Here is a 14440-nt window from a genome sequence, read left to right as displayed (position 1 = left end):
CATAATCGCTTTCGATGCGTTTAATTCAACTACCTGGTATGTTTCATGCGGCTTAGGTGGAAAAACAGCTTTCCTTTTATTAACACAGCGATTAAACATTTTGCTGAAATTAGCGTCTATCTTTCACCAGACCTTGCAACATGAGTTTACATTTGATCCTTGCATTTTTTTTGCTTATTTGGACTCCATCACCAGAAACAGAATCCGATCCCCAATTTCATGTGTATTTCTTTTTACTGGAAGATTGCAAGATCACAACAGCTTACATTCCTGAAATAAAAAAAATCCTCAAGGATTTTCAATCAACACCAATTGAATTCAAATCAGTTTTTTCAAATCCATCGTCTCATCCAGACAGTGTATATCAATTTTTGGATCAATATGCTTTGTCGATGGATGTAATTTTTGACGAAGACCAGCAATTGGCGAAACGGTTTAAAATTACGGTCATGCCTGAAGTTGTGGTTTTGAACCTGAAGTCGGGCAAAATGATTTATCAGGGACGCATCGATAATCTGTTTGCAAGCCTTGGAAAGAAAAGAGCCAGAGCAACCACCCGCGATTTAAGAGATTGCCTGAATCAACTTCAGCAAGGTCGTATTCCGGAATTTCGAAAAACAGAGGCAGTGGGTTGTTTTTTAGAAGGAAGTAGAATTTAATACTATTTTTGTAATATGAAACACATTGTTAGCCTGGTTCTTTGCTCGGTTTTTGCCATTTGCAGTTATGCCCAAACCTTTTCAGAAGATGTTGCAAGTATCATTTACACGCATTGTGGAAGTTGCCACAGACCGGGTGAAATCGGTCCCTTCCCGCTGACCAATTACGAGGAAGTTAGAAATCGTGGGAACATCATCAAGTTTGTGGTTGAATCCAAATATATGCCGCCATGGAAAGCGGACCCTGGTTACCAACATTATCAAAACGAAAATTATCTGGAGACTGAAGAAATTCAAAAAATAGTGGACTGGGTTGATTCCGGAATGCCCCAGGGAAATCCTACAAACGAACCTGCTTTTCCAAATTTCCCCACCGGATCACAGGTAGGAAATCCCGATCTGGTATTGTCCTTTTCCCAATCTTATGTTCATAAAGGAAACAACCGGGATGAATACAGATATTTTGTATTACCCACCGGACTTTCAGAAGACAAGGAACTGGTTGCACTCGAAATGAGGCCTGGAAATAAAAAAGTGGTCCATCATACCTTGTTGTGGGCCGATGCTACGGGACTTGCAAAAAAAGAAGACGAGAAATCAGCAGAGTATGGTTTTTCCGGAGGAGGCTCCGTCGGATTTTTAGGTGAGCAGCTTCCCGGATATGTTCCCGGACAAAAACCAAATCTTTACCCACCAGGCATGTCACAAAAAATTCCAAAGGGATCAGATCTGGTATTGCAAATGCATTATGCACCTACAAGCCTGAACGAATCAGATAGTTCTACAGTGAATTTGTTTTTTGCGAAGCAACCATCGAAACGAACTGTCTTTAATAAAATTATGTTGCCAACAGATCTGATCAATGGACCATTTATCATGCCGCCGGAGACAGTGAAAACTTTCCACGGAGTGTATAAAGTTCCGGTGGATGTGAGTGTGCTGGGCATATGGCCTCATTGTCATATGCTGGGAAAATCGTGGGAAGTCTATGCCAAATTGCCGAATGGTGACCAGATCCCCTTGATTAAAATCAATGACTGGGATTTCAACTGGCAGGGCTCTTACTATTTTAAAAAATTGATCGTATTGCCCAAAGGTTCTGAAATCCACGGAATTGCAACGTACGACAATACTTCCAATAACCCTGTAAATCCGAATCTGCCTCCCAAAACCGTTACCTGGGGAGAAGGAACCGCGGACGAAATGTATTATTTACCCATTTCGTACGTGCTTTACCAACCCGGTGACGAGGACCTCATTCTCAGTAATGAAGATTCAGAAACCGGTAATCCTGAATTTAAAAATATGGACAGTGAATTGTTGCCGGTTTATCCCAATCCTGCAAGCAGCTCTATCAGAATTCCATTTGTCCTGGACCGAAGCCAAAAAATAAGAATCGTGTTAAAGGATGTTTCAGGCATTACTTTGAGCAATTTGGCTTCAACCGCTGAATATTTTCGTGGGCAGCATTTATTGGATTCTAAAATTCCTGAACATCTACCCGGTGGAATTTATATTGTAGAATTAACTACCCAGGATGCAGTTTTAAGTCAGAAGTTTGTATTGAAAAGAGATTAGGAGTCTTTTACCAGTATTCCTCATCGTCCATTTCTTTTCAACATTGAAATAAAATTTTTTGGTGCCCATAGATTACATTTTATCGTTTTCAACTTTAGTTGCAGATAGTAAAAACAACAAGCTCATAGCGACGCAAATGCTTTCGAATCCATGAACCAACATGCACCCAGCTTCTGGGATTGGACCATTCTCATAGCAATGGCCTTGATCTGGGGGTTTAGTTATTATTTTATCAAACATAGCCTCACCGGATTTAATCCCTCGCAAATTGCTTCATTGCGCATGGTATTCAGTGCTGCCGCCTTACTTCCCTTTTTACCCAATGCACTCCGCATCGTACCTAAAGAAAAATTTATAACCATTGGATTTGTCGGATTGATTGGAAGTTTTCTACCCGCATTTATTTATCCTTACGCACAACAGGGCATTTCAAGCTCTGTTGCCGGGATCATCAATGCATTTACTCCAATCTGCACATTTGCTATAGGAATTGCATTCTATCATGTAAAAAATGATCGGATTAAAATGACCGGCACCATTATCGCTTTGCTTGGTGCTTTTTGTCTGATTGCACTTCGTCCTTATGCCGAACTAAGAGCAGAAGCATTTTTCTTTATCGTTGCATTTGCCGGACCCATTTTATATGGCTTTAATGGCAATATCATTAAAAGTAAATTATCCGGTATTCCCGGTATTGAAATGACTACGCTCATGTATTGGTTCACACTTCTTGTATGCATGCCTGCCTGTTTTCTCAATGGATCTTTCAGCCAGATCCCAATAGCATTAGCTCATGACAACTCCTTTTACCATCTTCTTGCATTAAGTCTGCTTGGCAGTGCCTTAGCAATGACCTTGTTCAATATTTTAATTCAACGCGTTCACGTCTTGTTTGCAAGCAGCGTAACTTATTTGATGCCTCTGGTTTCCATATTCGTGGGCTGGGCCGATGGTGAATCGATTTTGTGGAATGATCTGGTTGGGTTTTTGTGCATTCTGGTTGGGGTGTTGATTACGAATGAGGCCTTGAAACCCAAAGAGGAAAACAAGAGGTAAAGGTTATGGATGATGGAGCATTCATTATGGATGCCGGTCAATGGAGTTTCTATATAATTATTATTTTTAAGTTGCTAAATTCGTATATTTGAACTTGTCAAACTGACCAAATAATTAGGTACATGGCCGATAAAAGGCATTTATTTATAATTGAAATGCTATGAAATTAGTGATGCGAACAATGACATTATTTTTAACACTATTAATTTCTTACAGCTTTTGTAGCGCACAACCTATAATATCTGATATGCATGTTGCTAATGATATTGGGAGTAACAAATTTGAAATTGTCTATAATCTTCATCCATTTGAGGATTCAAAATATTTTAAAATTGATGTGTGTACTTATATCCATGGCAAAGAATTCAATTTGAAAGATATTAATGGTAAACTTTCTGGAGATTATGGTGAATTTTTAAATGTTGGAAATTCAAAGAAAATTATCTGGACAGTAAACGAAACAATTGTATCGTCAAATGCCGTTTTTTTTAAATTGGATGCAATTCCTTATTCTAAATTTTCCTCTAGTAAATACTATTTAAAATCGATGCTTGTTCCTGGTTGGGGGTCTGGTCAATTAATGAATGGAAAAATGGATAAATTAATGGCAATTGGATCATACTTGATTTTAGCTGCTGGAGTTGGATTATACCAGAAAGCAAAATCAGATTATAATTCCTATTTGTTGAAGGATAACGCAAAAGAAAGTGATCAACAGTATTCTAAAGTAACAAAGGAATTGAATCTAGCTAATTATTTTTTTGCTGGCTTTGGAGCTTTATGGCTTACTGATCTCATACGTCTTACTGTTGGCATTAATAAAAGAAAGAAAACTTATGAAATTGGAGAAGATGGCTATTATTATTTATCGGAAAAGCAGGAAAAAGTGTCAACCGCAGGATTCAAAATTTGGTTAAAATGAAAACTTATCAAATTATTAAATAACACTATATATTTGACTAATAATTAAAAATCTATATATTATTATAGAAAAATATGTAAAATGTTATATTAAAATTATTTATTACATTGAATATGTAATTTAATAAAATAAAGTATATTTGACAACTAAACATACTAAGTGTTTTAAAAAACAATAATCCAACCAAATTATTATGAAGGCATATCGTAAATATGTTCCCTGTTCAAAACTCATTTTGGGTTTTATTTTATCCGCTGTCTATATAACCGGATCCCTTGCTAAACCTTTAATAGGAAATGGAAAAGCTAGACATATACCTTGTCAATTAAGCATTCAGAAGCCCATTTTGAATTCCAATAATTTAGCAAGTAAACAGAACATGGAATCCAATGACATCATGATTGATTTGTTGCTTCCTCCAGAATTGAGACTACTTCGGAACAGCGTTTATTTTATTAAAATTACAAATGTTCAGGTTTACTTCAAGCAATCCCAGGAAATTATAGATATTTCAAAATATGGCTTAAGTTGGTCTGGGACTGGATTTCTGCTTGAAACAGGTGAGTTTATTACTGCACGACATGTCATCCAGCCCTGGAGGTTTATTTCTGGGTGCAAATCATGGAACCAGGACAATGAAAGGGGCGAAGCTATTCTAGCCTATATTAACAATGCTGAAATTGCTGGAGGAAGCGTTGAGGTAATATATGAAGCAAGGTCCGGCGATGGAGATATATTCACTTTTAGTAACAGAGATGTGATTTTTAATCAATCTGGTGATGAATTATTAGATTGCGAAAAGCTCGGCTCTGATAAACAATTAAAAACATGCCCAATTTATAACTCTGCATCAGACTGGGCCAAATTAACATTAAACAATAGAAAGGGATTACTAAAATTAAATCGCGAAATATCCAGAACACTGAGTCAAGAAACCCCCATATATGGTTATGGTTATTCTTATGGTTTATTTCTGCAAGGTTTTAATCAAGAAAGAATAGCACCCATCCTTATAAAAGGTGAAATAGTTCAGGATCGCACAATGAATGGCATGATTAACATCGCAGCTAATGGTTTGGCACAAGGTTCCTCGGGTGGCCCCATGATGATCAAAAATGCCATTGGAGAGTATGAGGTAATTGGCATTATTAGCAGTGGCTTCATTCAAGTTCAACAATTAGTTCCAGCTTACGAAATTAGATAAATTTTACTATCGTTATTGACTTATTTATGAAACAGTTTAGCATATTGATTGCCCTGATATTCTTATCACAATCTTCTTTTGCTCAAGATACGATAAGGATCGAAGATATCCTCAAGAGAAATAAGAGAGTAAACTCTTCAAAAAATCTACAAAAGAATAATGATGACTCTGGTTTACTAGAGGATGAAATATTAAATAAATTTAAAAAAGCCATTGAGCCCTATATTTATATTGTCGAAGTTCAATATCATCTTGTAAAGGAAAAAAAGATATATGGCAAGGGAGATAGTGATTATTTTGGCTCAAAAGTTGGCATAGGAATTAGCACAAATAAGCATATATATATTGACCCTACTATTTTGGAACCATGGAAATCGGATGAAGATTTTACAGATTACAAGGAAGATTATACACCTGAAATATTTAAAATAAATATCAATGAGTTTGGGAAAGAATCCGGTATTCTTCTAGCTGATGACAAATTTAAAGTCAAAATTCTGGACAATGGTTTGGGGACACTTGAAGTCAAAGACAATGAATTTAAACATCTTGAACTAACTGAAAATATTGATAATATCGGAATACTTATTTCATATTCAACTGTAAAAGGCAAAGTAACTAATAATTTCGATGTCAATATAGTATATTATCACCCGGATTGGACATCTGGTAAATCAAAGTTACCTGAAGATATTGAAAATCAAGTTGGTGGTTTTTACCTTCATATAGAACCTAAATCTGGAAGTGTTACGTTATCACTAGCTGGCATAATAGTTAAAAACAAACAAGACAAAAGTGAATTAATACAAATTAAGGAAAGTATAAAAAGCGGAAATAAAGAAACACTTCCAAGTAAGTCTGAACCAATAAGTAAAAAACCAATTTTAAAAGAAGTTAAAGTCAAAAAGAAATAGACTTGTAGACTGCCAAATATTTTTTTTATTAATGATTTTAATTATGCAGATAAATTTAAGCGCCAACATATCAAATTTAATCTTTAAGTCGATCTTGTATTGTTGCTCATTTTTATTTTTTATAAATCTACAGGCTCAAGATACACCTGGTCTGGAAAAAAAAATCTATGATAATATAAGATTACTTGAAAGTTTAATACAAACTATAGCTAATAAAAAAGTTGATATTAAAATAAGGCGAAATACAATAGAACAAGCTATTGAGTTATTTAATAATGATACTGCAAAAGTCGAATTAATTCCAAAGCAGGGGCAGGCTAAAAAATCGTTACCAATACGTGAATATTTGAACCGCGTCTTGACTTATGGGTATAAAAGCGTAGAGATTAACTGGAAATATATTAATATTATAGACGAAATCCGTCTAGGTGATGATGGGTTTTACTATGGAAAGGTAAAGATTTATCAGGAATTCACTGGTACTAGTAAACGATCATACAGGGACATAACTACGAAAGATATTGAAGTTAGAATTGAAAAGAAGTACAATAAGACAGGCAAAAAGAATAATGATTTTTACTATGAATTAAAATTAAATGGAATTGGAAATCCACAAATTATTGATGGCAAAATAGAAGAAAATACCATTAGCCCTAAGCCTAAAAGTGTACCTACTCAAAAACCATGAATTTAAAAATCATCTCATTTTTAGCAATTTGGCTTTGGGTAGCAGTAGGTAATTCACAAAGTGATAACCTTTATAAATTAAGAGCTACAAATTTGGTCAAGGATTTCTATAGCCAAATTAATTTGTTCATAAATCCAGATAATACTGAAAATGAAAGAAGAACCAATAAGGAATTCATACTGAAAGAATTAGTAACATCAAGTGATAGCATAGGTATATATGACAATATATCAGATTCCTATGAAAATGATATTCCACTTACTCCGTTTAATTATTTAAGGGAGTTAGAGCGCCAATTCAGCATGTTAATTGTCAAAGATGAAAATAAGATCGCATATCTTTCCTTTGAATTTGGTAATTTCAAAAAAGATACTAGTTATTGGCATCAAAACTCTTTGGATTGGATTTGTGAAATAAGCTTAGATCTTAGTTATTGCCAAACTTTGAATTCAGCTCGTAGTACCAAAAGGACAGATAGCATTTCATTTGAAGTGATATTTAAAGGAAAAGATTTAGACAATCCAAAGTTATTATCTTCATATAAGTACAAAACAATACCCACAGCCAACCTTCCAAAAGATATAGATTCGGATGGTGTTGTTGATGCTCTAGATGATTGTCCTGATCTAGTTGGACTGCCCGAGTGCAAGGGTTGCCCAGATAGTGACAAAGATGGGGTTTGTGATTTTGAAGACAAATGCCCTTATACAAAAGGGTCGAAAAAGCGAAATGGATGCCCTGAAATTCCGCTTACTGAAAAGAAACCTCCCATATTAGAAAATGTTAAGAAGAAAATATCGACTATTGAAATCCCTATAAATTTCAATATAAATGAACTGTTGGCAATGAAAGCAAACTCATTTGAATTGAGTTATTCCAAAATGAAATTCCCGAATATTCCAGAATTAAGAAATATTGAAACTATCGTTTTTCAAATAACCAAGAAATCAGAGCATACTATACAGGTAGACCTGCTAAAATTTATTAGTCCGGATAGAAAAAGAATCATTATTCTAAAAAACCTTACAAATCAACTAGATATAGCTGACAATAATAGTGAAGTGACAATAATTTATAATATAAACATTAAAGAACAAAGAGATTTGAATTCAATTTTACATATTAACTGATCCAAAATATAACTACTTCATTTTAAACATTTCTTTAGTATAATCAATCTTTCTACCGAGACCAAAATAGGCTGCAGAATTATTTGATATAGATATACCAAAATCAATTGCATTTATATCATTAGATGGACACCATTTCATCTGGATTGGATCAAATTCATACAACGCACTGCTGTTCTGTTTTGCTGCATATCCTTTTTCACCAAAAGTGAAAAATATACCACCAGAAAAATTACTTAGTGCTACAGGTAATGACACCCTAGTGTCAATCCATTTATTCATGGCAACATCAAGTGTCCATACAGTATTGCTAGAACTATTACCACCAAAGATATACAAGATGTTGTTAATAATAAAGTAGCCAGGCTGATATCTTGGGCCACAATCAATTACAGACTGATATTGATCCCAAGTAACCGTTCCATTACTATATTTGAACTCCCACATATCACTTAAAGGAGTATTTCCATTTTGACCACCTAAAACAAATGTCTTACCATAAAGCGTAAAGGCTATTGCACCTTTTCTTGGGAGGCCGGGAAATGGCCGAACGTCTGTCCACCGGTTAGTTCCAGGTTCATATTGCCAAACCTTTGTAGTGTCTCTTTCTAAGATATATATTCTATTGTTAGAAACATATTCAAAAGCACAAGCAACACCTCCTTGATTTTTACTACTTATAGGCATAGGCGCTTTAGAAATCCAGCTAGCCGATTCATCATATGAATAAAATTCAGTTTGAGAAATTAAATTTTTATCTAAGCCACCTCCAACATATAATTTACCATTTAAAATTACACCGACAGCAGATCTTAATCCATCATCTGGATAAGAGTGACTCTGCAAAATATCAATTGGACAACTTGTTTGATTATTGGGTAAGAAAATTGATTTTGGTTGACTATAAATAGTTTCATCACAATCAGTCACAAAAGATCGAACATAATATGTGTTATTCAACTGTACTGCGATTTTTGAATTAAAAGTAGGGATAATTGTGCTTCCCAAAATATTGGTATCAGAATTTAAAATTGTTGGGTTTGGATTTGTAGTCGAGTAACAAAACCCAAATTGTGTACTTAGGTAATTAGTGATATTGAAATTTCCAGAAAGCATCAAAGAATTATCTGATGGATTCTTAATGGGATCTGATATAGTAATAACAGGTACTTGCAAAGAAATTGTTGTAATCTGAGGGCTTTTTACAATTGTCATGTTTGGGCACTCATAATATAACTGCACATTGTAATTTCCAGGAATATTTGAATTAAAAATAGTGTCCAAATTTGATATTATGTCATTTTTTACGCTGAGTTTGGGCGAACAGTTAGCACCTATGCAAAAACCATAGTCAGAGAAAGTCGAAGTTGAAGCTATTGATCCTTTTAACATAATTTTGGTCCTACTTTTCTGTTGCCAACTAATTTGCCCAAAGCTTGCAGTACAGTTTGGCTGGGTAGTAGGCGTCCGAATTGTTTTTTCAACTGATGTAGTTCCAAATGAATTGCAAGATTTTACAAATATTTTGAATTTATAGGTAGAATTGTTTATAAACGATTGCAGTGGATATGACTGATTACCATATTTAATTGGCAAAGAAATAGGATTTTGGGTTTCGGATACATCCTGAACCGAATTAATATTGTAGCATAATCTTATTTCCTGTGGAGGAGTATTGGTATAATCAGGAATATTATAGTTGATAATTAATCTGTCTTTAATTGTTGTATCAATTGAATTTATGGAAGGAGGATATAAAGTTTGTGTCTTAGAAATGATAGAGTCAATTACACCTCTAATTACTTTGCCATTTTCAATACAATAAGGAAGTATATAAAATTTAAGACCACAATTATCCGGAAGATTTAAACAATATTTTAAATACTTCTTTGGATCTGGAAAAGGCAATATGGAATCTTGATCAAATGATTTGTTACCAGAATAAAATACACCACATGAACTATGCTGACCATCGCCAAAGTCAATTATTTCTAAGTATTTCTGACACATTGAATCACCCGATGTAATTTTAAATTTATTAATTCTTGGAAAATTCTCCTTAGAACAATTTGCCAATAAAAACAAAACAAAAAGCAATTTCAATATATTAAACAATGCCGATAGCCTCTTACCGGTAGTAAATGTGGCACTTTCTATTGTCATCATAACTTATAAAAATTTATATAACTATACTTGTGGTGTAATAAATCAAGCGACAAAAATGACACCCTTTGTATACATTTATAAATGGATTAAAGCACTATTATTCACTTCGAAATAATCCAACATTTATTAAGATTCTAATTTAAACAAACTTGACAAGCGGCGACTAAACATGCAATTGGCTAGAAAAGCAATAACATTGAACATGAGAGCCAGTAGATTTATTTGATTTCCCAAATATACTAGTTTCTAGTTAAATAAATCTTTAGCGAAACAAATTTATCTGTAAATATTGGCTTTACGAAGCTAGTATATATACACACATTATAAAAATAAATATGTATATTCAGTTTAATTATAGGTATATAATTTTGTTGAAAAAGTTTAAAATAAATTTGTCGTTTTAATTGATTTTTACATCCCAGTCCTAATTATATAGAAAATCGACAAAAATCCCATCACTTAAGGTCTATCGGTAAAATCGTTATACACAAACATATATCTGCATAATTTGATAATCATTCTACCTAATATCAACAAAAAAGGCCGGATCTCGCCTTGAAAGACCCGGCCTACCGTCGTAGTTTTAACCCTAATCTTATTACTTGCTGAACATCAGTTTTCCATATTGAACCCGATGCCCGTCTGTGAGCTCGTAAAACAAAACACCCGATGAATAAAGATCTGAAAGATCGATTTCGAAGGTTTGTTTTCCTTTTTCGAAAGAGCGCGAAAATTGCCTATGTATCTGTAGCTGACTATTGAATATTCTGAGTTTTACATTTGAATCTGAATTCAATTTAAAATTGAAATACACATGTTGACCAGTTACCGGGTTAGGATAGACCATCAGGTCCGTGAAGTTTCCGGGATGACTTCCCTTGGTCATAACTGACCTTTCCTGAATTTCAGCCAGTCCATTAAACCCATCGAGTTCGCCAATTTTAACAGCGGTGAAATTTATCTGTGGGTAATCAACCAGCACTGATTTAAATTCGACCCTGGGCTCTGTTACGCTTGAAAATGGATTGAGTGGATCGCTGAACAGTATCGGTTTTCTAACGATCCTCCAATGCCTTGGCAAGGATTGATAATCTGCATTTCCCTGAACGAGATCGTACAATAAATCGAAATCACCCTGATCGATTTGATCATCGCCATTGATATCTGCAGCCAGTAATTTATATGGGTCTGTCAGTTGTTCAGATCCAGAAAGATGCTTCAGCAACACAATGACATCGTTGATGTTGATCCCACTGAATTGCGGTTCCCTTTTATCCAAATTCAGAATATAATTTTTGTTCTTTGCGAGTTTGGAATAATTGTATTTTCCGTCAGAGCCAGTTTCAATTTGTTGCTCCCATACCGAATATAAGGTATCGGCTGTGCTGCGATAAGTCGTATCCTGCTTACGGATGTAGAAAATGGTTCCACTTTTGGCTATGAAGGTATCATATCGGGTTTGAATGAACGTATCCGTGTGTGTTTGGATCGTCATCAGTTGTTCGCCGGTGAGTTGCGTCTGTATTCCCTGGCAACTATTCCCTGAAGGATCGAGTACGATTCCTGCTATGGAAACAGTTGATGTAGTTAAACTATCTTTTCTCTTGCAATCCGGGATCCTCGCATTGTTGTTTTGCACTTCGAGATAGGTCTTGCAAAAACTCTGGTTGCCCAGTGAATCCGTAACATACATCCTGATTTCATTTTTACCTAAATCTGCACAGGTAAAGATTTGCGACATGTGATTGGTGTCTGCAGAAAATGAGTACCTCAATTGTTTATATCCACACGGATGATAGGAACCAATATTAAAATCCTTTGCCCAGATCTCAACCATGCCATCGTCAGGGGTACCATCTTTATTGGTATCCACAGGCATAAGTGCTACGATTAAACCATTGATGCAATAGGGTATCGGACCTATTTTATTCTTTACAGTGACCCGAACTTTGCATTTTAATTCTTTGCCACAGCCGTATTCGGCGATAAAATAAAATTCAGTAGTGCCCAAGGGATAATCGCCACTTGCGTCTGCACCTTTGCTTTTAGAATAAGGTGATGTATTTCTGATGTTTAAAGTATTTCCACACTTCGAAATAGCAGTGGCCGGGTTTAGTTGAACAAAACTTCCTTTGCAATCCAATTTTGACTCCACAACGGTATCTTTTGGACAGTTTAAGACCGCACTCGAATCGTTGACAACAAGTTTGATAACCTGGATATAAGACCATTGTCCGACGGGCGGATATTTATTTGGAATGTATTGACACCAGTCAATCACTTTCCATTCGCGCAGAACCTTCATACAACCCGCAGACACCGTGAATTTACTGTCTTTATAGGAGAACATCGCCTGACTGCATTTTAAGCGGTTGAACAAGGGATAGGCATAACCATAAGGCAAATTACGCGGATCCGGATTGGGATTGCATCCCTCAATGGTCGTATCGCGAGGCCAGCTAATATCGCCTGCCGTAAAAAGTACAGAACCCGTTACCGTAATCACCTGACTACAGGTATGAATTTTCCAATAAGGATCTTCGGCTTCCCAGGTTCTCGTGATGGTGCCTATTCCGCAGGCATTGGTGTTGTAAATGGTTGTTTTTGGAGTTATAGGCTTTTTCTTGTAGTTCAACCAGACATAAGCCTGGCCGTATTTGTCCAAATTCGAAACATCATCTGTACAGTTGATCGTGACATTTGGAGGGCATTCCAGATAAAAACTGAAATCCATAGATTTGGATTCCCAGCTGAATAAAATAAATAGCAGGCACAGCCTGAAGCAGGTAGTTTTCATATTTTGAATTATTTAAATTCCGGTGCTGCTGAATTCGGGAGGGCTGTGTGTAGAATCCAGTACAAATATATAAAAAATATTTAATATGTTGTATATCCGGCTTGAATGTTTTTTTTTAACAACCTGCATCAAATTTTGAACGTATATTTGATGTTAAGATACCAGATGACTTGTACCCGATTCTTTTAATCATCATTGAGGAAGAACACTACATATTATAGATTGAATAGCCAAAAACTAAAGAAGGGCATTCTTATTCCAGTCATTCTCAGTTTTATAGGTTACCTGATTTCTTTGTTGGTGATTCTGCCTGTATCGCGCCTTTCAGAGAGTTTCACTCACAACCACCCTTCTGAACATACCCAATGCAAAGAAGACGATCCCTGCCATCGAAAGATATTCCACAGCGATCTGATAAACGGTTGTCAGCACCACTCACACTATTCTGCACCGATACAATCCTGCAACATTTGTGATCTGTTTATCAAATGTGACTTACTTTATTTTATACAAGGGCATTCGAGCGGTAATTATTCTTTTAAAATAGCAGACAACAATTCGTATGCTGATTACCATCCTGCAGTTGACTTGTTTTTTAAAAAAGGCAGAGGTCCTCCATCAGCTTGATTCCAAGCCGGAAATAATTCCTATTTTCCACGACTTTTATGTATTCCTCTACATTGTGCAATAAAGCATAAATGTTCTATTTATTTATTATTAAATCTAAAAAATGAAACAAATCAAATTTGGTTCCCTTATAATTTACTTTTTCCTGTTTTCTCTGATTCTTGCATGCAGCGATGACGAGATTCCAAATGAAACGGAGTTGATTACATCCGTATATCTTGTTCTGGTAGATACCTTGCAACAGGACAGCGTGATTATTAGCTTTAAAGATCTTGACGGAAGCGGTGGTTTACCGCCGGTATATTCAACGCCTCCATTAAAATCGAGCACATTTTATTTAGGAAAAGTGATCGTACTGAATGAATCCGTCAACCCTCCTATGGATATTTCAGAAGAAATCGAATCAGAAGATGAAGACCATCAGTTTTTTTATTTGCCCTCAAATACAGCTGCAATGGACATTCAGTATTTAGACAGCGATTCCAATGGAAACCCACTTGGCTCAAAAATTTCTGTCCAAACCAAGCAGCCAGGTTCAACCAAGCTCAAAGTCATTTTAAGACATGAACCGGATAAAACTGCGACTGGAGTAGCACAAGGTGATCCTACAAATGCCGGAGGTGAAACGGACATCGAGATAGAATTTGATTTACAGATCCAATAAAGTATTGAATGCGTCTGATAAGTTTGTTATTTTGT

The 14440-nt window shown here is 35.4% G+C and carries 12 protein-coding genes; 10 read left to right on the top strand and 2 right to left on the bottom strand.

What is annotated here, in order from left to right:
• Positions 1–140: 140 nt before the first annotated feature.
• From IPM34_07600 to IPM34_07565, 8 genes are all read left to right on the top strand, one after another.
• Positions 141–659 carry a redoxin domain-containing protein gene (locus IPM34_07600; GenBank protein MBK8955403.1) on the top strand — a complete coding sequence of 173 codons (519 nt, stop codon included), beginning with the start codon at positions 141–143 and terminating at the stop codon, positions 657–659.
• Between the two features lie 15 nt (positions 660–674).
• Positions 675–2237 (top strand): T9SS type A sorting domain-containing protein, encoded by a 1563-nt coding sequence (locus IPM34_07595; protein MBK8955402.1) that lies wholly within the window; start codon positions 675–677, stop codon positions 2235–2237.
• 150 nt (positions 2238–2387) lie between these two features.
• Positions 2388–3293, top strand: a complete 906-nt coding sequence (locus IPM34_07590; protein ID MBK8955401.1) for a DMT family transporter — start codon at positions 2388–2390, stop codon at positions 3291–3293.
• Between the two features lie 160 nt (positions 3294–3453).
• On the top strand, positions 3454–4215 hold the full coding sequence (locus IPM34_07585; GenBank protein ID MBK8955400.1) for a hypothetical protein: 762 nt from the start codon (positions 3454–3456) through the stop codon (positions 4213–4215).
• 193 nt (positions 4216–4408) lie between these two features.
• Positions 4409–5419, top strand: a complete 1011-nt coding sequence (locus IPM34_07580) for a hypothetical protein (GenBank protein ID MBK8955399.1) — start codon at positions 4409–4411, stop codon at positions 5417–5419.
• A 26-nt stretch (positions 5420–5445) separates the two neighbouring features.
• Entirely contained in the window at positions 5446–6333 is an 888-nt protein-coding gene (locus tag IPM34_07575) for a hypothetical protein (GenBank protein MBK8955398.1), read from the top strand.
• Positions 6334–6376: 43 nt separating this feature from the next.
• Positions 6377–7021: a hypothetical protein gene (locus IPM34_07570; GenBank protein MBK8955397.1), complete on the top strand. Its 645-nt coding sequence runs from the start codon at positions 6377–6379 to the stop codon at positions 7019–7021.
• Positions 7018–8151 (top strand): hypothetical protein, encoded by a 1134-nt coding sequence (locus tag IPM34_07565; GenBank protein MBK8955396.1) that lies wholly within the window; start codon positions 7018–7020, stop codon positions 8149–8151. The genes IPM34_07570 and IPM34_07565 overlap by 4 nt, the downstream gene beginning before the upstream one ends.
• 12 nt (positions 8152–8163) lie before the next feature.
• Here IPM34_07565 and IPM34_07560 read toward each other — a convergent pair whose 3' ends face one another.
• Positions 8164–10317 carry a hypothetical protein gene (locus tag IPM34_07560; protein ID MBK8955395.1) on the bottom strand — a complete coding sequence of 718 codons (2154 nt, stop codon included), beginning with the start codon at positions 10315–10317 and terminating at the stop codon, positions 8164–8166.
• 598 nt (positions 10318–10915) lie between these two features.
• Positions 10916–13114 carry a T9SS type A sorting domain-containing protein gene (locus IPM34_07555; protein MBK8955394.1) on the bottom strand — a complete coding sequence of 733 codons (2199 nt, stop codon included), beginning with the start codon at positions 13112–13114 and terminating at the stop codon, positions 10916–10918.
• A gap of 222 nt (positions 13115–13336) precedes the next feature.
• Between IPM34_07555 and IPM34_07550 the strand changes: the two genes are divergently transcribed.
• A complete protein-coding gene (locus IPM34_07550; protein ID MBK8955393.1) occupies positions 13337–13741 on the top strand; it encodes a hypothetical protein in 405 nt (134 codons plus the stop codon).
• A gap of 103 nt (positions 13742–13844) precedes the next feature.
• Complete coding sequence (locus tag IPM34_07545; protein ID MBK8955392.1) at positions 13845–14405, top strand: type 1 periplasmic binding fold superfamily protein; 561 nt, start codon at positions 13845–13847, stop codon at positions 14403–14405.
• Positions 14406–14440 lie beyond the last annotated feature (35 nt).

Source organism: Saprospiraceae bacterium (genome assembly GCA_016716185.1).
GTDB lineage: Bacteria > Bacteroidota > Bacteroidia > Chitinophagales > Saprospiraceae > Vicinibacter.
The sequence above is the reverse complement of the archived record's forward strand: the minus strand, read 5'-3'. Positions and strand labels throughout refer to the sequence as shown.

Coding starts and splice junctions, on each gene's coding strand:
- IPM34_07600 (MBK8955403.1), top strand. CDS start 141: ATGAGTTTACATTTGATCCTTGCATTTTTTTTGCTTATTTGGACTCCA.
- IPM34_07595 (MBK8955402.1), top strand. CDS start 675: ATGAAACACATTGTTAGCCTGGTTCTTTGCTCGGTTTTTGCCATTTGC.
- IPM34_07590 (MBK8955401.1), top strand. CDS start 2,388: ATGAACCAACATGCACCCAGCTTCTGGGATTGGACCATTCTCATAGCA.
- IPM34_07585 (MBK8955400.1), top strand. CDS start 3,454: ATGAAATTAGTGATGCGAACAATGACATTATTTTTAACACTATTAATT.
- IPM34_07580 (MBK8955399.1), top strand. CDS start 4,409: ATGAAGGCATATCGTAAATATGTTCCCTGTTCAAAACTCATTTTGGGT.
- IPM34_07575 (MBK8955398.1), top strand. CDS start 5,446: ATGAAACAGTTTAGCATATTGATTGCCCTGATATTCTTATCACAATCT.
- IPM34_07570 (MBK8955397.1), top strand. CDS start 6,377: ATGCAGATAAATTTAAGCGCCAACATATCAAATTTAATCTTTAAGTCG.
- IPM34_07565 (MBK8955396.1), top strand. CDS start 7,018: ATGAATTTAAAAATCATCTCATTTTTAGCAATTTGGCTTTGGGTAGCA.
- IPM34_07560 (MBK8955395.1), bottom strand. CDS start 10,317: ATGATGACAATAGAAAGTGCCACATTTACTACCGGTAAGAGGCTATCG.
- IPM34_07555 (MBK8955394.1), bottom strand. CDS start 13,114: ATGAAAACTACCTGCTTCAGGCTGTGCCTGCTATTTATTTTATTCAGC.
- IPM34_07545 (MBK8955392.1), top strand. CDS start 13,845: ATGAAACAAATCAAATTTGGTTCCCTTATAATTTACTTTTTCCTGTTT.